This is a genomic window from Microcystis ichthyoblabe FBCC-A1114, from assembly GCF_050500245.1.
Taxonomy (GTDB): domain Bacteria; phylum Cyanobacteriota; class Cyanobacteriia; order Cyanobacteriales; family Microcystaceae; genus Microcystis; species Microcystis ichthyoblabe_A.
On record NZ_CP191408.1, the window covers coordinates 1,915,606 to 1,935,780 of the forward strand.

The window sequence follows — 20,175 nt, forward strand, 5'->3', positions numbered from 1 at the left end:
TCTGCTGAAAAAGTTTGTTGGTGGGGTTAGGGTGCAGGGTCTGGGGTTTTAAGCTAAGACGCATTTTCACCCCCCTATCCTTAGATTGGCTGAATCTCCCCCAATCCCTTTACTGTTGCAAGAGTGCCTCATCTCAACAAGTAATTTAAGTGGGTGGGCAGCTTACACTTTGTCGCCGCGAAGTATTTTGAATATATCAGTGACAATTCTGTTTCTAATTTCCTCTAAAGAACCTGATTTGCCAGAATTTTTCTGACTTTCCAAGTAACTTTTAACCCCTTTAAATTGTTGTTCTAGATGACCACTATAGCGATTTTGTCCCAAAGAATAATCAGGATTATTCGATCTTATAATAGTTTGAGCATCGTGTAAATCATTCAAAAGATAGGCGACCTCTGGCCAATAGCTACTATATTTTTCGTAGTTATACAAAAGGAGAATTACTCGACAGGTTGCTGCAAAAATTTTCCCTTTAGCGGTAAACTGAGTTAACCGGTGAGGATATAAGCCTCTAATTTGAAAATCTTCGGGCATTTTTTGATTTTTATTTGGCTTTTGCTCGGTAAATATTCGCTGAAGATATGTTTTTTCTCCTCTTTTTTCATCCACTGTTCCCTCAGATGCAATTGCCGCTCCTAAAGTAAACCTTTTCATCGCCATACGAATACTTTCTTCTAATCCTTCTTCCTGATTATCTTTACAAAGTTCCACCAGTCCCAACCCAAATAAAAGAAGACTAGCGTGAATACCAAATAAATAAACTTTATTATCTGAATTTGAGTCAAGGTAAGTTAATGCTGACATGGGTAGCTGTATAATTTTTTCTTGAATACCAAATATTTCTTCAATACTAAATGAAGAAGCTTTATTGTCTGGATTGTCTGGCATAGTTGGCTGTGTAATTTCTTCTTGAGATTGACTAGATTCATTAAATGTTTTTTGAATTTTTTGATAAAACTCGTCTAAGTTTCTGCTGCCCTTTCCGATTTCAATAGTTTTTTGATAAAACTCGTCTAAGTGGCTGCTACCCTTTCCGATTTCAATAATTGGGGGAATGGTTTGCACATAAATATCATTGTATTGCTCATAAAATATAATAGTCGAATCCGGTTTTAATCCACTAAACTCTGTTTTCTGTTTACCACTATAATTTTTTATCTGTTGATAAGATTTTCTGCCTCGCTCTCCATAACAATCAAGAGCATTTTTAATTAAACGTTCGGCCCATCCTAGACAATTTTGGCGGCTAAATTTTCCCTTTAATAGCTTGGTGTCTCCGACATAGGCGGTGATTAAATAAGACCAAATTTGATACACTGTCCAGTAAGCATAGTAATTAGCATCACCGTCTCTAGCCGCATAAATACGAGCTTTTTCTAAGAGACGAAGAGGTTCAATTAATAAATGAGTTTTGGGATTGGGTAATTGAGCAATGTAAGGGAAAAAGATATAAATTTTGGCGCGGTGAGAATAGATACGAGATAGATAATAGAAAAAAGGATGAGCATTAGTTTGAGAGTATTCACCAATGATTGCGTATTCTTTCAAATATTCCTGCAAATATTCTTCAGCAGTGTTCAAACATTCTTCAGCTTTACGAATTGCAGAACCCCTTTCTTGATGGTCACGCTCCTCATCTTCAAGGTCTGTATAAAAATGATAATCAAATAGACAGATATAGTAGAGACTAACTAATAGTTTATCGTCTAGTCGTCCCTTTTCGATATGGGGTTTAATAACCTCAAGATATTTTTGGGCAATACGATAGAGACCCTCTTGAAGATATACTTGAATAATTGCCAAATGTGCTTCATAGGCCACCATACTCCAAGCTTGATTATTATTAACTTCCTTGAAATTTCTCTCATCCCAATTGCGATATTTATCCTTAAACAGCTTTTTTTCTAAATAATCTTGCATAGCCCTGAGAGAGAAAGGGTAGAATTTTATCCATTTTTCTGCTTTTTCTAGTATATATTTTTCCTCAATTCTCTGACAAAGTTGTTGTAGATATTGCTGAGAATCAATTGCCGTTTTTTCAATGGCTCTCAGTCGAGCATGAAGGGCAGACTTAGCGGCAGATTCTAGAAGATCAAATCCATAAAATTCTCCTGTTGCTAATTCTTGATCGGCGACAATTTGATTATAATTAATTTCACCTTCTAGAGATTTTTTCACATCTTCCTGTTTGCATAACTTAACCAGAGAATAAGACCAAACAGCACTATTTCTTGTATTGCCAATCACTTTATCTTCACTGACTATTTTTTGGGTGACAGGTAGATATCCTTGCTTTTTCAAAATATCTATCCCCTCAAACAAAAATCGATTAATTGCGGTGGTGATATGAGCGATAGGACTGCCCACACCTACCACTTCTTCACAAAATTCTAATCGACTGTTTGATTCTTCTTGCTTGAAAAATTGGCTGATTTCTTTTTCTTCTAAGGTTGGTTTTGGTTTCCAGTTCTCTGGGGGATAGACATAAAAATACACTCGCACCCTATAAGCTATCTGTTTTTCTAATCCTTGAGCATAATACTCATTTTCGTCTTCAGGATCATCGAGAAAATCGGTATTGATTAAACCTGTTTTGCCTCGGTATAATTTTAGGGGCAGAGGTTTGACTTTCTCAATTTCTAAATAGTCGATATAAACGGGAAATTTATCTCCTAATAAATTATTTTTGATAATTGAATTGCTCAGGCTTTCCAAAAAGAGATTGGATATGGAATCGCTAGTTAAATTATTCTGAACAAAATCTGGACATTGCCCGACAACAGTTTTAATTTGTCTGAGTCCAGCTTGAAATTCTGTCCGGCTCACTTCTCTTAAAATCTTATCAACCAAATCCTTGATAATTTCCTGCTCCGAGTCTGTTGATAAATGCTGATAATATTTTTTTAATCGGGGTTGAATATACTCTCTAATCTGATTATCTAAAGATTCATCTAGATTTTGATTATCATTTGGGTCAAGGGATTTTAGGTAACTGTGTTGTTGTTTTTGGGAACTGTATAGATTAATGGCCTGTTTATAAAAGCTAACAACGTCTAGGGAATCCGGCTGTATTTCATCGGTAATGATCTCTTTTAACTGCTCAAGTAAACCAGCTTCGGGATGAACAAGTAATTTCAATTTATCCCTTTCATCCAGAGATAACTGTGCATATTTTTTGAGAACTCGTTCTTTTTCTTGTTGGGTAAACTTATTGATCATTTTCTGGGCTAAACTATCCTTATTTTTGGCTGACTCTCCTTGCCAATAAGCCTCCAGTGAGCTAAGAATAGTAACTAATTTCCCCAAGCTTAAACTGGGTACCCGCTCCTCGCGTTCCTTTTCTTGGTAACGCTCTCCCATCACCGAACGCAGCATTCGCCGGACAAAAAGGCGATTTTGTCCCCATTGTTTGGCTATTTTGTACTCATTCGGTTTGGGATTATTCTCACTAATGTCCAAATCGGTCAAATTGTTGAGGAGATGCAAATACACCGCAGCATCTCTTTGTCGGTCTTCATCGCTTTGTCTTTGATTTTCTGTGTCCAGATCGCTCATAGGTTTAGATGTTACTCTGATGATTCAGCCCTAGATGCCCGTTTTGATCAATAGTTATGTTCATATAATACAGGCTAATCTGGGGGATGTGCATAAAAAATCTGCATTAATTTTTGTAAACCTTGTTAAAATTATCGGTAATTGGTTTGTTAGCCTTCGTAGTGAAACCCTGTAGATGTAGGAAAGAGGTTGCTGATGACGGAAGAGACCGATAGGGTATCCATCACTGAACTGGTGAGGGCGGCTTTTTATATGTGCATTTTCTACGCTAATACATGAAGAGTATGTACATCTTGACCATTGTTCAGTTTTTTGACAACATAGTTGGACGACGTGATATATTTTATACCGTTTTTGTAACACTTTGTAACACCTTTGCTCAGACCAAACTAGATTTGGTTGAATTTGCACTTAATGTATGAAGGGTAGATGTTGCGGAAAATAATTCAATGGATTATCTTTGGGGTTGTATTAGCAATTGTTCCACTTGTAGTAGCACTTTTAATTAGAGCTACTCGGGGACAATCCACTGAACTTGTTGATTTGTTGAGAAACGGTGAACTGTTTCTCGTAACGGCCGGTATTGTGGGTGCTGCTATTGGGGATCTTTTAGGAGGCAATAGAACTCAACCTATCTTTGAGCTATTCTCTGGAGGTGCGTGCGTTTTAATCTTGGTTGTTTCTTCCATATTATATGCCGATGTTTCCGCTGCTCATGCGTCCCAACAAACAGTGAATATTGCTGTAATTGAAAGATCTTCACTATGGCTATTTTCTGGGGGTGTTGTTTCGAGTTTCTTCTGTGTCGTTTTTTCGGAGCTATAGTTTTATGGAGACGATCGCAATAGTAACATCCTTATTAGCTATTTGCAGTTCAGCGATTTCCTTAATTGCAAAATATAGATTCCAGAGGCGAGAACGAAATAATCCAAAAATGCTCAATAAAAAGTCAGCAGAAGGGCAGCGGCAGCAACAATTGAGGCAAATGGAAGAGAAAATAGAGTTAATGCGCTCATTTTCTAGTTCTAAGAGTCCACAAAAAAATGCACTTGAAGAATCTTTTTGTGATATATTTGCGGTTTTAGTGCGTAACTATCATAGGGATTATGGTTTTTATTGGAATAATCCTCATAATTGGCTGTGGGATGTGGGAGAAAACTTTCAAGAAGGAACTGGATCCCTGAGACGATTAGATAAATTACTTTCTTTAAGGTTTACAGATGCAGGGTCTGTCTATGGACAAATTGATTGGAATACGGCCGAGAATTATCATGAACTTTCCTTGATTCATAGTCATGCTTTTTATCGATTGATGACAATTCATAACACTGTCATCGATGGAGAGCCTCTTTTTAATGGCGAATTTGCTCTTAAGCTATTCGGCGCTGTTCTAGAAGGTATTTCCGATCTCGATAGTTTCTCTGAGAGTCGTAGAGTATTTGAACAACGAGCCAAAAAATTACTAGCACCCTCTCCTCACATAGAGGTTCAATTAGATGCTATTTCTCAAGCATTTATTGATGTGGGAATTGAGTAAATATTAGCTAACTAAATTGACTATTAAGCAATCGCTTGGCACTTTTTTAATGTCAGTTTTAAAAAGCCATTTAACCAGGGGATTACCATTTTGTTCCAAGCGGGCAGTTAAATTTAACTTAGTCCTCACCAATTGCATATTATTAGGGACTTTGACAATCATGTGCATAAATTTACTTCCTTGAACTCCTTTTCCCTGTGCTTTTCGATATTCCCAATCAGCCTTATATTCCCCAACTCCTGTGGCTATAATTGTTGGTTGTAATTCGGGGTATTCTAGGGCAAAATCTGTGCCTCCTAAACTTGCCTGAGCTTCCTTAAACTTGATATTGGGGGACAGACTAACTTTACAGTTACGCTTGATTTCCTGATTTATTTCCAACGGATATAGATCAAAAGCAATAGCCCGGTTTTGTTGATTATCGGGCAGTAAATCAACAGAAAATTTAGCTTGAGTAATTTGAAATTTATCTTCTCCACTATTACGAAGAGAACAGGCAAAACGGACTAAAAAAAACTGTGCCTCATTCTGTTTTACCTCTAACCAAGAGGGAATTGCACCAGAATAAAGTTCAGCTAATGGCCAAACTTCTGGTTGTCCGATGCTAACAGTTGGTGCATAGCTGGGCCGTGAGGGAGGTGACATAAATCTAAATTTTTCTTCCGCAATTTGTTCGTTGTCCAATTCTAGTGGCCCTTGCCAAAGAATATGCTGAATTGTTTCAGGAGTAGATAATAACATATCAATTCAATCCGTTAACTTGTTCAATTATCAACAGTATATCGCCAAAATAGAGAAAATAAACCCAATCCTTTGGCGAGAAAATAGGATTGAGTTAACAGGATCAAAAATGGGATAGGTTAAAAACACATCCCACGGTTCCAATTAAGTCAGAATTACTGACGAATTTGTACCGGCATCACCAAATAGGTCATCTTTAAACCTCCCAAGGGGGTAAAAATAACCGGTTGGGTACTAGCATTTAACTGCATTTGGATATCATTATTGGGTAAAGCCTTCAAACCGTCCATCAAGTATTTAACATTAAAGGCAATATCGCCGCTTTCTCCCTGAATTTCCGCCGCCATGGACTCTTTGGCGCTACCTAAATCGGGAGATTCCACCGCTAGGGATAAACGGTCATTTTCGCTATCGAGACTAAACTTGACTAAATTATTCTTTTGGTCCGATAAAACCGCCACTAATTCCAAACAACGGATTAACTGTTTGCGGTCTAAAACCAAAGAACGCTCGAAGGATTTAGGAATTAACTGATTATAAGTGGGATAGGCCCCTTCTAACTTACGACTGGTTAACCTCTGTTCCCCCATTTCAAAGATGACTTGAGAATCATCCACATGCAGAGTAATAGTCTCGATATTTTGTTTTGTTGCCATCATTCTTTCCAATTCTCGCAGGGCCCGGGCCGGAATGGTGACATTAAAGCCACCAGAGGCACTTTCCACCTCCTCTAGGGGAGTTTGTACCACCGCTAAACGATGACCGTCTGTGGCGGCAAATTCTAGACAATCGACGGTTTTAGTTAAATGCACCCCCGTCAACACCTGTTTAGTTTCATCGCCACTAGCGGCGAACAATGCACCTTTTAGTCCCTCTGTCAAGGCAACTATAGGTAAATTAACAATTTCCCCATCGGCCACCGTAGGCAATTCTGGGAACTCATCGGCCTTCATGCCGCGAATTTGGAACTGTGCCGAGGCAGTTTTCAGGAAAGCGAGACTATGCTCCTCATCATTCTCGTTTTCTTCCACAGAGATGGTGATTTCCCCCTCTCCCAAACGAGAGACAATATCGTTAAGTAATTTTGCCGGCAGGGTAATTTTGCCCCCTTCCACCACCTCAGCCCGAAAACTGGTGCGAATCCCTAAACTCAAATCAAAAGCAGTCAGGCTAATTTCGCCCTTTTCCTCATCGGCACAAAAGAGAACATTTCCCAACACCGGATGGGTAGGACGACTGGCAACGGCCCGACTAACTAGGGATAAATTGCTGTTGAGTTCGCTTTGACTACTGGTAAATTTCATCGAAAATTTTGGGTCTGAAACCCCGTCGTTCTACGACGGCTTTACTGTTAAATATTAGCACATTTACGAAATATATGCTAAAATGTGAGGTATGGAAAAAGCCTACTCGTTTCGATTTTACCCCACACCAACACAAGAGTCGCTATTGCGGCGCACATTGGGCTGTGTAAGATTAGTTTACAACAAAGCTCTCCACGAACGAACACAAGCATGGTATGAAAGACAAGAAAGAGTAGGCTACGCTCAAACTTCTTCAATGCTAACCGATTGGAAAAAGCAAGAAGAATTAGAGTTTTTAAACGAAGTTAGCTGTGTACCTTTACAACAAGGGTTAAGACACCTACAAACAGCTTTCACTAATTTCTTTGCTGGTCGTACTAAGTATCCTAACTTTAAGAAAAAACATCAGGGAGGAAGTGCCGAATTTACCAAATCTGCTTTTAAGTTCAAAGACAGACAAATCTATTTAGCCAAATGCACAGAACTCTTACCTATTCGATGGTCAAGACAAATCCCAGAAAGCTGTGAACCAAGCACAGTAACAGTCAGATTACATCCTTCTGGACGCTGGCATATCTCAATAAGATTTGATGACCCAACGATTAAGCCTTTCCCAGTAACAGATAAAGCCATCGGAATTGACTTAGGAATTAGTAGCATTGTGATTACCAGCGACGGCGACAAAGTATCTAATCCCAAGCATTTTAAAAAGCATTATCGGAGACTGCGAAAGGCACAAAAAAGCCTTTCTAGAAAACAGAAAGGCTCAAAAAATCGGGAAAAAGCGAGAATCGAAGTAGCAAGGATTCACGCCCAAATTACTGATAACAGAAAAGACCATTTACATAAGCTAACCACTCAATTAGTTCGGGAAAACCAAACGATTGTGGTTGAGAATTTAGCCGTCAAGAATATGGTCAAAAACCCCAAGTTATCTCAGGCAATATCTGACGTTAGTTGGGGAGAAATCACTCGACAATTAGCCTATAAATGCCGTTGGTATGGCAGAAATTACATCGAAATAGATAGATGGTTTCCTAGCTCTAAAAGGTGTAGTAATTGCGGGTATATTGCTGAGAAAATGCCGTTAAATATTCGAGAGTGGGATTGTCCAAGCTGTGGGACACACCATGACCGAGATGTTAACGCTAGTAAAAACATTTTGGCCGCAGGGCTTGCGGTGTCAGTCTGTAGAGCGACCATAAGACCAGAACAGAGTAAATCTGTTAAGGCAGGTGCGGAACCCCGCAAGGGAAAGAAGCAGAAACCTAAATCGTGAGGTTTGGGAATCGCCGTCCGTTTTACGGCGGCGAGGATGTCAAAGCAGGAATAGTTTTTTTGTACGCTAAGAAATAATAGCAAGAATTCCCCTGTGGAAAATCTGTGGAAAACCGGAGCTTTTTTTGATCGCTCTTTCCGGTCTAAAATCTATCAATAGCAATAACTTCGCCCATTGCTAGGTTTTTCTGGCAATTCTGAAAAGATTGTGGAAAAATTGTCAAAGTGGAAGGAACCACTCCAGACACAGAGGACACAAAGATTGATCGATCATATAGTAAGTTAAACTTATCACACAGAACCCAGAAGAGCCGAGACTTGAGCCGACCAGCGCCTTTCTTAGGGAAAAAATTGCGTAAAATGTAGGCTGGTGATCTTTAAAATGGAACAAGCAGCAGGAAATTAACAAAACAAAACTCCGGGCATTCCCCGGAATCGATAGACTCAAATAGACAAGGAGACAGGATTGGTTAGCACATCTTCGTATCAAACAACAAAATCGAAAGAAATCTTTACAGCCGCTCAAAAATTAATGCCGGGGGGTGTAAGTTCCCCCGTGCGGGCCTTTAAATCCGTCGGTGGTCAACCCATCGTTTTTGAAAGCGTCAAAGGGGCCTATATTCGCGACGTGGACGGTAACGAATACATCGACTATGTGGGAACTTGGGGGCCGGCTATCTGTGGTCATGCCCATCCCGAAGTGATTGCCGCCCTACACCAGGCCTTAGACAAAGGGACCAGTTTTGGCGCTCCCTGTGTCCAGGAAAATATTCTCGCTGAAATGGTGATTGATGCCGTTCCCAGCATTGAAATGGTGCGTTTTGTCAATTCCGGCACCGAAGCCTGTATGTCCGTCCTGCGCTTAATGCGGGCTTTTACCGGCCGGGATAAAATCATCAAATTCGAGGGCTGTTACCACGGTCACGCCGATATGTTCCTGGTTAAAGCTGGCTCTGGTGTAGCCACCCTGGGTTTACCCGACTCGCCGGGGGTTCCCAAAACCACCACTAACAACACTTTAACCGCCCCCTACAATGACCTGGAAGCGGTAAAAGCCCTCTTTGTCGAAAATCCCGACTCTATCGCCGGGGTAATTTTAGAGCCAGTGGTGGGTAATGCCGGCTTTATCGTGCCGGATGCTGGCTTTTTAGAGGGATTGCGGGAATTAACCAAGGAATACGGAGCCTTATTAATGTTTGATGAGGTAATGACCGGATTTCGCATCGCCTACGGTGGCGCTCAGGAAAAATTCGGCATTACCCCCGATTTAACCACCCTGGGCAAAGTTATCGGCGGTGGGCTGCCAGTGGGGGCCTACGGCGGTCGGGCCGATATTATGGCGATGGTGGCTCCGGCTGGCCCGATGTACCAAGCGGGAACCTTATCCGGCAACCCTTTGGCCATGACAGCAGGAATTAAAACCCTCGAGTTACTCCAGCGCCCCGGCACCTACCAATATCTCGATAAAGTGACCAAATCCTTAACTGAAGGGCTGCTGAAAGTGGCTAGAGATGCTGGTCATAGCGTTTCTGGAGGTTATATTAGCGCTATGTTCGGAATGTTTTTCACCGGCTCCCCCGTGCATAACTATGAAGATGCCAAAAAGGCCGATGTGGCTAAATTCGGTCGTTTTCACCGGGGAATGTTAGAAAGAGGCGTTTATCTAGCTCCTTCCCAGTTTGAAGCTGGTTTTACTTCCTTAGCTCACACAGAGGCCGATATCGAACGGACTTTGGCCGCCGCTAAAGAGGTTTTAGCAAGTTTATAATCAATGCTGCTTCGACTGGGAAAATCGATTGATAGAGTCCCAAGTATTGATGAGTTGACATTTCCCCGCTTGCAAAAGACGGGGATTCTTATCGGTGAGATCGAGGGCGGTTTTAACCCTACTCGATCTCGGTAACAATCTATTTTAGAAGGCCTGTCTAGTAGGTTTTCTGACTGCTATTTTTCAATTTTATTGGTGAGAGTTCCCACCACATCAATACCGAGGGTTTGATGGACACTGGCGAGGAATTGATTGACGATTTCGGGATAGACTTTGATCAGGGCAGCCAGGGATTTACCATCACCATTATCAACGATATTAACTCGCTCGAGGTGTAATCGTTTAGGAATTTTAATCGCTTCTTCCAGGATAGTTTCTAACTGTTGAATCAAGAAAATTGCTTCTGCTTCGCTGCCGGTGTTTTGCCAGACTTCTGCAAATAATTCGTTAACTAAGGCTTCAGCTTTGGCATTTTCTTCAAAAATTGCCGCTTCTCCTCTAGCGCGGAAAGTTTCAGCTTCCTGCTGCGCTTCTGCGGGTAAAACTTGATCTGCTTGGAGACGTAATCTTTCCAATTCTGCCCTGACCTGTTGTAATTTTTCCTCAACTATAGCACGTTTTTCCTTAGCGGCAGCAATAGTTATTTCTTCTTCCGATTTTGCCTGTTGTTCCAGTTTTGCTTTTAACTTTCTCAACTCGTTTTCTTGCTCTAAAATGATAATTTGATCGCGGGTTTTAGCCACGGTTGCCTGTTCCTCACATTCCGCAACTATTTGTTCAGCTTCATTGAGGGCATTTGATTCAGCAATTTCAGCATCACGCATGACTAAAGCAATTCTTTCCCGTCCGAGGGAGTTAAGATAATCCACGTCATCGGCAACATTTTGAATTTTGAGAGTATCAATTTCTAAACCGAGTTTAAACAGATCTTGACTGACGTTACTGGTAATACTTTCGGCAAATTTTAGGCGATCTTCGTTCACTTGTTCGGGGGTCATTGTTGCGACTACACCCCGCAAGTTTCCTTCTAAAGTTTCCTTAGCTACGCGAATAATTTCTTCTCGATCTCGATCTAAAAAACGTTCGATCGCATTGCCGACTATTTCAGGTTTAGAACTAACTTTCACGTTAGCAATGGCCACTATATTCAGGGGAATATTGCCCTTAGAATAGGCATTTTTAATCTCAATTCTGATCGGGGTTGTGGTGACATCCATGCGTTTAACGGTTTCTAAAATTGGAATACGAATCGCCCGACCCCCCGATACCACTCGATACCCCACATCCTGTCTATCTTTTGATTTGCGTTTCATCCCACTCAGAATTACCACTTCATTGGGTTTACAAATACACAAAAAAGAATTGATAAACCAAATCGCACCGACTCCCAGAAATATCAATAAAGCGACGGGAACACTATTCAATAATAAATTGCCAGCACTGTTGTTATTATTGTTGTCGTATTGGTTGGGATTAATTTGGATGAGATAGGAATTATTTTGACTATTCATAGTTAGTTACCCTTTGGTTTAGAAGAAATTAGAAATCGCCCCTGATATACTTTTCCGCAATGACTAAAACTTTATTATCCTGGAAATTGAGGATAAATGCTTGATCCCCGACATTAAATTGTTCTTCCCCTTCCGTTATCGCTACTATATCGATCAGACTATCTCCGACATTAACTCGTACTTTCCCCTTGCTATTTTTATCGAAGGGGATTTGAACAACTCCAATTAAACCGATGAGAGAGTGATGATCGACAATACTATTTACCTGTTGGTTGCAGCGTCTTAACTTGACTAAAATTAGGAGTAGAATAGCCAAACCAATACCTACCCCTAAAGAAATTAAAACGATTGTGAGCAGTTGAGCATTCATAAGTTTAGTTATTTACCGTTATAGTTGCCCCCAATCTAATTACCGTTAACTAATTCGAGACTTCGGCCATTTCAATCACGCGATCAGCATTATCTTTGACCAAAAAATTTAAAGGTTTATTGCGACGAACTTTATACTTTAAGCGTCGTGATTCCACCCGCATCAGAATTTGTTCTAAACAATCATGATCAAAGCAAACGTGACGATGACGATCCTTATAACCCGCAGTTGCCCCAGCAACGATGTGCAGTTGGGTATTTTTCTTCAACTGATACCATAAACCCTGGGGTTGATCTCCCAAAGAAGGGTTGGCAGTAGTCACAACCGGATTACTAGACATATAAAATGGGTCAATCATATTATTGCCCATCGTCTGCTCATAATTGTAATAGTAATGGAGGGGAACATCGGCCGTGGGTAAATTTAAAAGTCCTTCATAAAACTGTCGGGCTGTCTCCAAATCTGTCACCATGATTGTATGAACTTTTGGGGCGCTAGTTAGAAACATCCACATGGCTAAGGCATAAGCGGCCAGAAGCATAACCATAATCCCCTGGGTGGACAGGAGAGTATCAAGGGGTAGAAAAGCGCCGAAGAAAAGATGATTTATCAACACTGATGTGATCCTATTGTCTAAGAATTTCTATCATTCCCTAATTATAATCACGACGCTGAAACTTAAGTTAAGTAGCTGGTTATAATTAAATTGAAGATAGATTTTGGGTTCGATCCCCCCTTAATCCCCCCTTGATAAGGGGGGTGCCGATCCCCCCTTAATCCCCCCTTGATAAGGGGGGTGTCTGATAGTTTTTAACACCTAACTACTTAGCTACTTAACGGGGTGGGGAGTGACTAAGTTTTGTACATTTGTATTAAAATGTTCCCTACCCAGTTTGAATGCGGTACAATTTGCCTCAAATTTTCCCTATGGGATGAATAAATGATGAGATGATGACATTGGGTACGGAAATATGAGGAATTAGCGGAGATGAAAGCGTATATTGGAAATAGAGCCGTCCCTAGAAAGTGAGCTACTGTTATGAATTCTTTTGCGCTTCCCGTCTTTCTGCAATCAGGTTTAACCCTACTGGCATTTTTAGTGCTGATTATCCTGATGGCTTAAATCTTAATCCGTCTGTGACTTCGATCGAGTAGGGGCCGATCGACAGCTCAGACTAGATTTTGATAGACAGTTAGCATCTGTTCAGCGATCGCTGACCAACTATATTGATTTAAGACTAAATCCCTGGCATTTTTCCCCCTTTGTTGGCGAATTTCAGGATTAGTGATAGCCGTTGCCAAAGTATTAGTTAAATCCTCAAGCTGACAAGCTGTCACCCATCCCGCAGCCGCTGCTGCCACCGCAGGATGCAGATCCACCCGGTCTGAGATCACCACAGGAATTCCGGCGGCCATAGCTTCGGCAACCGCAATGCCAAAATTTTCATAGTAGGAAGGTAAAACAAATAAATCGGCCCTAGCGAGGAGGCTATTTTTGACTTCTCCGGTGACAAATCCGGTAATTGTCGTATTTTTGCCCAATATTGACCGCTCGATCTGATTTTTAATGCGATTTTCGTAGTCTCGGTCCTGGGGATTGCTTCCTGCTAAGACAAAATGAAAATCTAGACCATTTTCTAACAACCTTTCTAAACTGGGCAGCAATAAATCTAGACCTTTTTTCGGATCAAGACGGGACATATAGAGGATGATCGGTTGATTTTCGGGAAGATCAAAACCCGTTACTGGTAAAGCTTGTGGGTTAAAAAAATCTACCCCTAGGGGGATGACAATATCCTTAGTTTTTATATTAAATCTTTTGGCAGTTTGACACTCCTGCTGACTGGTAAAATGAATTGCCGCCGCCGCCGCTAAATTGGGTTTTTCCAGAAAATTGGCATATATTTGTTTAAGTTGCCGTTTTTTTTGCAAATCTGCCGGATCGAGGGTGCCTAGGGGACGGAGAATATAGGGCAGTTGATGATAACGAGCGATCAAAGCCGATATACTGCTCACTGGAGAGAATAAAGCATGAATGTGAGCGATATCGTAATCTTTTGCCCTATTAGCCAACCAAGTAAACAGATCAAGGGAAAATTTATAGCGCCGAAAGGGAGAACAGGGAAAATAATAGATTTGATAGCCATTTTGACTAACAGGGACCCCCAAAGGCACATCTAGGGGTGCTTGTCCCGTGTCACCATTGGAATCGGTGGTAATAATAGTCACATCTTGGCCCAGTTGGGCCAGGGCTGCTGACAAACCAAGTACCATTTGACTAGGGCCACCGTAAACAAGGGAAATCGAAGGAACAAGCTGAAGAATTTTCATCTCTTTGGTGCAAAGGTCAAGACTTGTTAAAATCGATCAAGCCGTTCGCTCAAATTTACCACTTCTGTGGCTCTCATTTATGGTAATCGACTTTCTGCCCTTCACTATCAATATTTCTCCGGCCTTTATTGCTGGTAGCTGTCTCTGGTCTTTAGCATTATATTTGGGGTTAGCTGGGGTGCGAAATTGGTTTATAGAAATTTTCTATCGCTGGTTTAATTTTGCCGAGCGTTTCCTCTATACTTCCCTAGAGGAGTTTGAAAAAACTCGCGTCGCCAGGGAATCCCAAAATGCTTTTTATGCCTCTATCTTTAGTATTATTCCCTTTCTCATTCTCGGCGGTTTCTCCGATTGGTTAATTGAGATTAGTTTAGGAAAAAGTTGGCCGATTAGTGTCGGTATTCTCGCTTGTGTTGCCTCTGGTGTCTATGAATTAGGAAGACAGGACGGCAGCGGTAATCAGTAAATTAAGCTGTTAACCATCTCAATTATTACTTAGGGGCTCTTCTCGACTTTGTGTGATAATTTTTGCTTATGGAATCGTGAAATGTTGACGGAGAAAGACTTTTACGACTATTTTGCCGAAGAAACTATCAGTATAGGCTTCGTTTCCACACAGAAACCGGAAGAGCCACTTAGGACTGCACGGGAGTGGCAAGTGAGTCGATTTTAACTCTTGACTAGCGCTCAATCTTTTCCTTCCAGACGATTTTTATGTTTATTAAGAGTCTTTTGTAGTAAATTCAAAACCTCATTGGCAATCTCAATAACTTCATGGGTTCCAAAACCGGCCTGAGTTAATTCTTTAAAAAAAGCCTTAGCGACAATTTTGGCTAATTTCGGGGGATAAGGATGGACAGCGATCGAATGTTCGGACTGAATTTCTGCTATTTCTCTAGTCACTGCCATAGCCACAAAACGAGATTTTAACATCCCTTGCAAATGAAAAATTTGCAGGGATTGGGCTGCCTGTTGAGCGAATAACTGCAAGATTTCTAAATCTAATGGTTCAAAATGTTTTTTGTCTAGGGGAAAACTGAGATTAATTACTCCAATTATCTGCTGATTGAGGATAATCGGTGCGGCTATAAAACTATTATTATTTGATCTTTTTGGATAACTGGCTGCACTGGCAAATGATGATCGAGTTATATCCTTAATTAGTAAAGGTTTCCCTGTGGCCGCTACATTGTCAGCAATAGCTTGATCGAGTTTAATTATTTCTTGATCAGCTAAAGGTGATAGCTCATCATAATGGGCAAAAACTTCTGGATAATCGGTAATTTCCCCTTTTAATTCCTGTGGAGAGCTTAACAGGATTAAACAGCGCCGCGCTCGCAATTGATGAGCGCTCATACTAGCTATTTTCCGAAAAATATCTTCGAGATTTTCCTCAACATTCAAGACAAGAGCCAGAGCCGTTATTTTGGGGTTAAAATTATCCATGTATTCAATCACTTAATCAGTCCGAGTTTAGGCTTTTAGGGTAAGGTTGACATTCCCCATCTCCCTGTTTATCTGAGTCTATAGCGTGCCATAGCATCTGATCGAGGGGCTTTTTTACTCGCTAACTGATCTATTGTAGATGTAGCCAAAACTTCTGTCTGTCTCTTGTTTTTTGTCTTCCCTCTAGCTACTCTGAGATCTAGTAGGTCAGAGGAGTTTAACCTGACTGGAGTGAAAGATGGTGCGTTTTCTCTGGGCAATTTTGGCCGGTGTGGGGATGGGGTTAACAGTAGCGCCAGTTTCTTGGTGGTTACTCGCTTGGATTTCTCTCGTCCCCCTGTGGATTATTGTGAGATTAGGGGAAAAATCCCTAAAAAAACAGCTTTTATACGGTTTTGGTTGGGGTTTTGCCTACCATGGCCTCGCTTTATTCTGGATCACGGGAATTCACCCGATGACGTGGATGGGTGTCCCCTGGTTAGCGAGTTTGTCAATTGCTCTGTTTTGTTGGTTGTTTATCACTTTTTGGGGAACTGCGATCGTGCTAACTTGGACGTTAGTCATGTTTTATGTCAACAAAAGTGTTAATCAGTCATCTTTTCGCGATGCTCTCCTACGGGTTTTCATCGGCACTGCCCTCTGGTGTGGGTTAGAATCTCTCTGGAGTCAATCCCCTCTCTGGTGGACTACCCTTGCTTATAGTCAAAGTCCCCATAATTTATTGATTCTGCAATTGGGCAAATTATCGGGTTTTACGACGGTAACGGCGGCAATTGTCGCAGTTAACGGTTTAATAGCCGAAAGCTTGCTCCTAATCCGTCAATCGCGGCAAAATCTCGCTTTTCTCTCTTTACCCCTCCTCATTTGTTTTAGCCTCCATCTCTGGGGATGGAACACATACCATAAACCGATCGAAAAGTCAAGGGATTTAGGGATAAAAATTGGCGTAATTCAGGGCAATATTCCCAACACAATTAAACTTTCGCCCCTAGGATTTCAAAAGGCGATCGAAGGTTACACTTCTGGTTATCAAATTCTCGCCGATCAAGGAGTAGATGCCGTCTTAACTCCTGAAACCGCTTTACCCTATTATTGGGAGAACTTAGTCAATAATAGCTCGATTTATTCGGCAATTTTAGCCAAAAAAACGCCGATCTGGTTGGGTGCATTCGGCAAGGTGGACAAGGGTTATAACAATAGTCTCTTGACCATTGATGGCGAGGGACAGGTGATTAGTCGGTATGATAAAGTAATTCTCGTGCCTTTAGGCGAATACGTTCCTTTTCAGGAAATTTTGGGCGGAATTGTTGATCGCCTTTCTCCCTTGCAAGCGCACTTAATCCCGGGAGATCCCGATCAAATTATTAACAGTCCTTTCGGTCAAATAATTGTGGGCATTTGTTACGAATCAGCTTTTTCCGAACATTTTCGCCGTCAAACTGCTAGGGGAGGCGAATTTATTATTACTGCTTCTAATAACGCCCATTATAGCCACGCCATGCCCGCTCAACACCATGCTCAGGATACCATGCGAGCGATCGAAACCGATCGATGGATGGCCCGGGCCACCAATACAGGTTATTCTGCTTTTGTCGATCCCCACGGTAATCACCTTTGGCTATCGGATTTGGATAAATATCAAATTCATAGCGAAACAATTTATCGACGGGATACGAGGACTTTATATGTGCGCTGGGGAGATTGGTTAACTAAAGTTTTAATTATTACTGCCGGACTAGCTTGGCTCTGGAGAGCTTGGGATTAAGGTGAAAGTGCTATACTTTTTCGTGAATAAACTGTATAAATAACCTAAGTTTTTGCTGCAATGAAAGAGCAATTTGTCAAGTGGTTGAATAGAATCTTAATATTTGATGTGTTTTTAGTGATAGCGGGTTTTCTCTGGTTTGCCGTGGCTGTTATTGGTGAATCCACGGGAATTCCTCTAGGATTTAAACTTTTTCAGCGTCTTTGGCTGCCCTTATTCAATCCTGCTATTAGTATTTTAATTGCGGGGGCGATTTTAAGCTGGGCAATTAATAAAATACAAGAACGCTTGTCCCCTAAATAGGGTTTGCTTAATTCAGTTATCAGTTATCAGTTATCAGTTATCAGTTCACTGTTTACTGAAAAAACTCCCCTACTTCCCCGCTCTCCTATAGTTTTTAAAGTCGTCTTTGCCAAGCAACAACTAATTTAATTTCCTCATAACTATAATTATCTCCCAGATTTTCTTTGAGAGTTTTCAGGGATTGATCACCCACTTTTTTAATTGCTAAACGAATATATTCCTGTTTATTCTTAGGAACTAACTGATTAATATCAATTTCGTAACCAGCTTCCAGCAATTTAGCTAAATGTTCATAGATGGTTGAGACTTTTAAGCTTCTTTTGCGAGCGATTTCTTCCGCGTTCAAACCATCTTGATAGTATTGGAGAGTGAGGAATTGAGTAGAGGGAAGACTATCCTGACAAAAATCATTAATTGCCGCTATAAATATATCCCCATACTGTTGAACTTTGCTTTGTACTACTCCAGAAATTTGACGAAACTGCTCTAAACTCCGGGGTTTTGATTGGGCCATTAAACGCAGACTAGAATCATGGAAAATAACGTAGGGAGGAACTCCTTGACTATCGGCAATTTTTTTCCGCAGTTGCCGCAAGCGCTCGAATAATAAATCACTTTCCACCATATTGGGATTGTCGTCTCCCAAGATTGGACCGTTAGCTTTTTGGGGGACGGCAATAAACACGGAACGTTGTTTCCGCATCACTTCCCAACTGTGTTGATTAAGTTTCAAGATTCTAAAATTGTCTTCAGTTTCTACCAGTAGATTTTGCTGGACAAGGGAACGACTTAAACGTTTCCACTCCCCGAGAGTTTTATCCTTACCGATGCCATAAGTGGATAATAAATGATGTTGATATTGGGTGATTCTTTCACCTTTTCCTCCCCTGAGTACGTTGATTATGTGCATCATACCGAATTTTTGTCCCGTCCGCGCCACACAGGATAAAAATTTTTGTGCTTCGATTGTCCAATCCTCAGAATTGTTCCCATTCCGACAGTTATCACAGTTACCACAGTTACCCGCAAAACTTTCTCCAAAGTAGCCTAGTACGCTTGATCTTCTACATTCAGTCCCTTCAGCATAATCTAACACCTGTCGCAATTGTTGACGAGCTTTCTGTTGTTCATTTTGCTCAGTTTTTTGGTTAATAAAATACTCAATTTTTCTGGCATCGGCAAAGCTAAAAAAGAGGGTACATTTAGCCGGTTCGCCGTCCCTACCCGCACGGCCCGATTCTTGATAATATCCCTCTAAATTGCGGGGTAAATCATAATGAACGACAAAGCGCACATCCGGTTTATTAATCCCCATACCAAAGGCAATTGTCGCCACCATAATCTGCACATCATCCCGAATAAAACGGGTTTGATTTTCGCTTCTTTCCTGATCGTTCATACCAGCATGATAGGGTAGGGCATTAATACCATCTTTTTGTAACTGTTCGGCAACTTGATCGACGGTTTTCCGGCTGATACAATAAACAATGCCAGACCCTTTTTGTCCTTTAATATATTGATACAATTGCTGATAAGATTTACTGGTTTTAGCTCGAACTTCATAATAAAGATTAGGACGATTAAAACTAGCAATATGAATGGAAGCATCTCGCAATCCTAATTGTTGAATAATATCTTCCCTAACCTGTTGGGTAGCGGTGGCAGTTAAAGCCAGAATTGGCACGGAGGGAAAGCGTTGACGGACTTGTTTAATTTGTCGATATTCAGGGCGAAAATCATGACCCCAATCGGAGACACAGTGAGCTTCATCCACCGCTAAACAGGCTAAACCGAGGTAATTATCAATAACAGCTAGAAAGTCTAAAAAACTAGGCGATAATAATCTTTCTGGGGCGACATATAACAGTTTAATTTTTCCTTGCAGGATTAAAGATTCTCTGTCTCTGACTTGTTTCGCGTTCAAAGTGCTATTGAGAAATGTTGCCCCGATGCCATTATCAGCTAAAGCAGTTACCTGATCCTGCATTAAAGCAATTAGGGGAGAAACCACCACCGTCACCCCTTTTTTAATTAAAGCAGGTAGCTGAAAACAGAGAGATTTACCGCCTCCGGTGGGCATAATTACTAATAAATCCTGATCATTTAAAGCAGCCTCAATTATTTGGCGTTGATTCGGTCGAAATTGATCGTAGCCAAAGTGATGTTTTAAGACTTTTTCTAAAGAGTCAATTGCAGCCATTGAGCAAGGGGAAAAATATTTTTATAGTAGTTATTTTAGGGTTAGGGATTTAAGTAGTCAGTGATC

The 20,175-nt window shown here is 41.0% G+C and carries 16 protein-coding genes; 7 read left to right on the plus strand and 9 right to left on the minus strand.

The window, feature by feature from the left end:
• Positions 1 to 162: 162 nt before the first annotated feature.
• Positions 163 to 3,555: a HypX (modular protein) gene (locus ACQY1Y_RS09270; RefSeq protein ID WP_430014448.1), complete on the minus strand. Its 3,393-nt coding sequence runs from the start codon at positions 3,553 to 3,555 to the stop codon at positions 163 to 165.
• A gap of 429 nt (positions 3,556 to 3,984) precedes the next feature.
• Between ACQY1Y_RS09270 and ACQY1Y_RS09275 the strand changes: the two genes are divergently transcribed.
• Both ACQY1Y_RS09275 and ACQY1Y_RS09280 read left to right on the plus strand, forming a co-directional pair.
• A complete protein-coding gene (locus ACQY1Y_RS09275; protein WP_069474825.1) occupies positions 3,985 to 4,380 on the plus strand; it encodes a hypothetical protein in 396 nt (131 codons plus the stop codon).
• A gap of 109 nt (positions 4,381 to 4,489) precedes the next feature.
• On the plus strand, positions 4,490 to 5,092 hold the full coding sequence (locus ACQY1Y_RS09280) for a M4 family metallopeptidase (protein ID WP_430014449.1): 603 nt from the start codon (positions 4,490 to 4,492) through the stop codon (positions 5,090 to 5,092).
• 3 nt (positions 5,093 to 5,095) lie between these two features.
• Here ACQY1Y_RS09280 and ACQY1Y_RS09285 read toward each other — a convergent pair whose 3' ends face one another.
• Positions 5,096 to 5,833, minus strand: coding sequence for a hypothetical protein (locus ACQY1Y_RS09285; RefSeq protein WP_430014450.1), 738 nt, complete (start codon positions 5,831 to 5,833; stop codon positions 5,096 to 5,098).
• A 155-nt stretch (positions 5,834 to 5,988) separates the two neighbouring features.
• Entirely contained in the window at positions 5,989 to 7,137 is a 1,149-nt protein-coding gene (gene dnaN / locus ACQY1Y_RS09290) for a DNA polymerase III subunit beta (protein ID WP_002739977.1), read from the minus strand.
• Between the two features lie 91 nt (positions 7,138 to 7,228).
• On the opposite strand from dnaN, the gene ACQY1Y_RS09295 reads away from it, so the two are divergent.
• Entirely contained in the window at positions 7,229 to 8,416 is a 1,188-nt protein-coding gene (locus ACQY1Y_RS09295) for an RNA-guided endonuclease InsQ/TnpB family protein (RefSeq protein WP_430013690.1), read from the plus strand.
• A 465-nt stretch (positions 8,417 to 8,881) separates the two neighbouring features.
• Positions 8,882 to 10,183: a glutamate-1-semialdehyde 2,1-aminomutase gene (hemL, locus tag ACQY1Y_RS09300; RefSeq protein WP_002748251.1), complete on the plus strand. Its 1,302-nt coding sequence runs from the start codon at positions 8,882 to 8,884 to the stop codon at positions 10,181 to 10,183.
• Between the two features lie 176 nt (positions 10,184 to 10,359).
• Here hemL and ACQY1Y_RS09305 read toward each other — a convergent pair whose 3' ends face one another.
• The 4 genes from ACQY1Y_RS09305 to hpsP all read right to left on the minus strand — a co-directional run bounded on the left by ACQY1Y_RS09305 (position 10,360) and on the right by hpsP (position 14,395).
• Positions 10,360 to 11,694, minus strand: coding sequence for a flotillin family protein (locus ACQY1Y_RS09305; protein ID WP_430014451.1), 1,335 nt, complete (start codon positions 11,692 to 11,694; stop codon positions 10,360 to 10,362).
• 28 nt (positions 11,695 to 11,722) lie between these two features.
• Positions 11,723 to 12,064 carry a hypothetical protein gene (locus ACQY1Y_RS09310; protein ID WP_016517332.1) on the minus strand — a complete coding sequence of 114 codons (342 nt, stop codon included), beginning with the start codon at positions 12,062 to 12,064 and terminating at the stop codon, positions 11,723 to 11,725.
• 49 nt (positions 12,065 to 12,113) lie between these two features.
• Positions 12,114 to 12,680: a glyoxalase-like domain protein gene (locus ACQY1Y_RS09315; RefSeq protein WP_430014452.1), complete on the minus strand. Its 567-nt coding sequence runs from the start codon at positions 12,678 to 12,680 to the stop codon at positions 12,114 to 12,116.
• Positions 12,681 to 13,234: 554 nt separating this feature from the next.
• Positions 13,235 to 14,395, minus strand: coding sequence for a hormogonium polysaccharide biosynthesis glycosyltransferase HpsP (hpsP, locus tag ACQY1Y_RS09320; protein WP_430014453.1), 1,161 nt, complete (start codon positions 14,393 to 14,395; stop codon positions 13,235 to 13,237).
• 79 nt (positions 14,396 to 14,474) lie between these two features.
• Here hpsP and ACQY1Y_RS09325 point away from each other — a divergent pair, with 79 nt between their 5' ends.
• A complete protein-coding gene (locus tag ACQY1Y_RS09325) occupies positions 14,475 to 14,861 on the plus strand; it encodes a hypothetical protein (protein WP_002739650.1) in 387 nt (128 codons plus the stop codon).
• A 221-nt stretch (positions 14,862 to 15,082) separates the two neighbouring features.
• Here the strand turns inward: ACQY1Y_RS09325 and ACQY1Y_RS09330 are convergent, their stop codons facing one another.
• On the minus strand, positions 15,083 to 15,841 hold the full coding sequence (locus ACQY1Y_RS09330) for a GAF domain-containing protein (protein WP_430014454.1): 759 nt from the start codon (positions 15,839 to 15,841) through the stop codon (positions 15,083 to 15,085).
• Positions 15,842 to 16,079: 238 nt separating this feature from the next.
• On the opposite strand from ACQY1Y_RS09330, the gene lnt reads away from it, so the two are divergent.
• Together lnt and ACQY1Y_RS09340 are read left to right on the plus strand one after the other, a co-directional pair.
• A complete protein-coding gene (lnt, locus tag ACQY1Y_RS09335) occupies positions 16,080 to 17,606 on the plus strand; it encodes an apolipoprotein N-acyltransferase (RefSeq protein ID WP_430014455.1) in 1,527 nt (508 codons plus the stop codon).
• A 60-nt stretch (positions 17,607 to 17,666) separates the two neighbouring features.
• Positions 17,667 to 17,909 (plus strand): hypothetical protein, encoded by a 243-nt coding sequence (locus tag ACQY1Y_RS09340; RefSeq protein WP_002740130.1) that lies wholly within the window; start codon positions 17,667 to 17,669, stop codon positions 17,907 to 17,909.
• Positions 17,910 to 18,003: 94 nt separating this feature from the next.
• On the opposite strand, the gene recQ is transcribed toward ACQY1Y_RS09340, so the two are convergent.
• Positions 18,004 to 20,109, minus strand: a complete 2,106-nt coding sequence (gene recQ, locus ACQY1Y_RS09345) for a DNA helicase RecQ (RefSeq protein ID WP_430014456.1) — start codon at positions 20,107 to 20,109, stop codon at positions 18,004 to 18,006.
• Positions 20,110 to 20,175 lie beyond the last annotated feature (66 nt).

Bases quoted from the DNA above. Each gene is read 5' to 3' on its own strand.
- ACQY1Y_RS09270 (WP_430014448.1), bottom strand. From the start codon at position 3,555: ATGAGCGATCTGGACACAGAAAATCAAAGACAAAGCGATGAAGACCGA.
- ACQY1Y_RS09275 (WP_069474825.1), top strand. From the start codon at position 3,985: ATGTTGCGGAAAATAATTCAATGGATTATCTTTGGGGTTGTATTAGCA.
- ACQY1Y_RS09280 (WP_430014449.1), top strand. From the start codon at position 4,490: ATGCTCAATAAAAAGTCAGCAGAAGGGCAGCGGCAGCAACAATTGAGG.
- ACQY1Y_RS09285 (WP_430014450.1), bottom strand. From the start codon at position 5,833: ATGTTATTATCTACTCCTGAAACAATTCAGCATATTCTTTGGCAAGGG.
- dnaN (WP_002739977.1), bottom strand. From the start codon at position 7,137: ATGAAATTTACCAGTAGTCAAAGCGAACTCAACAGCAATTTATCCCTA.
- ACQY1Y_RS09295 (WP_430013690.1), top strand. From the start codon at position 7,229: ATGGAAAAAGCCTACTCGTTTCGATTTTACCCCACACCAACACAAGAG.
- ACQY1Y_RS09305 (WP_430014451.1), bottom strand. From the start codon at position 11,694: ATGAATAGTCAAAATAATTCCTATCTCATCCAAATTAATCCCAACCAA.
- ACQY1Y_RS09310 (WP_016517332.1), bottom strand. From the start codon at position 12,064: ATGAATGCTCAACTGCTCACAATCGTTTTAATTTCTTTAGGGGTAGGT.
- hpsP (WP_430014453.1), bottom strand. From the start codon at position 14,395: ATGAAAATTCTTCAGCTTGTTCCTTCGATTTCCCTTGTTTACGGTGGC.
- ACQY1Y_RS09325 (WP_002739650.1), top strand. From the start codon at position 14,475: ATGGTAATCGACTTTCTGCCCTTCACTATCAATATTTCTCCGGCCTTT.
- ACQY1Y_RS09330 (WP_430014454.1), bottom strand. From the start codon at position 15,841: ATGGATAATTTTAACCCCAAAATAACGGCTCTGGCTCTTGTCTTGAAT.
- lnt (WP_430014455.1), top strand. From the start codon at position 16,080: ATGGTGCGTTTTCTCTGGGCAATTTTGGCCGGTGTGGGGATGGGGTTA.
- ACQY1Y_RS09340 (WP_002740130.1), top strand. From the start codon at position 17,667: ATGAAAGAGCAATTTGTCAAGTGGTTGAATAGAATCTTAATATTTGAT.
- recQ (WP_430014456.1), bottom strand. From the start codon at position 20,109: ATGGCTGCAATTGACTCTTTAGAAAAAGTCTTAAAACATCACTTTGGC.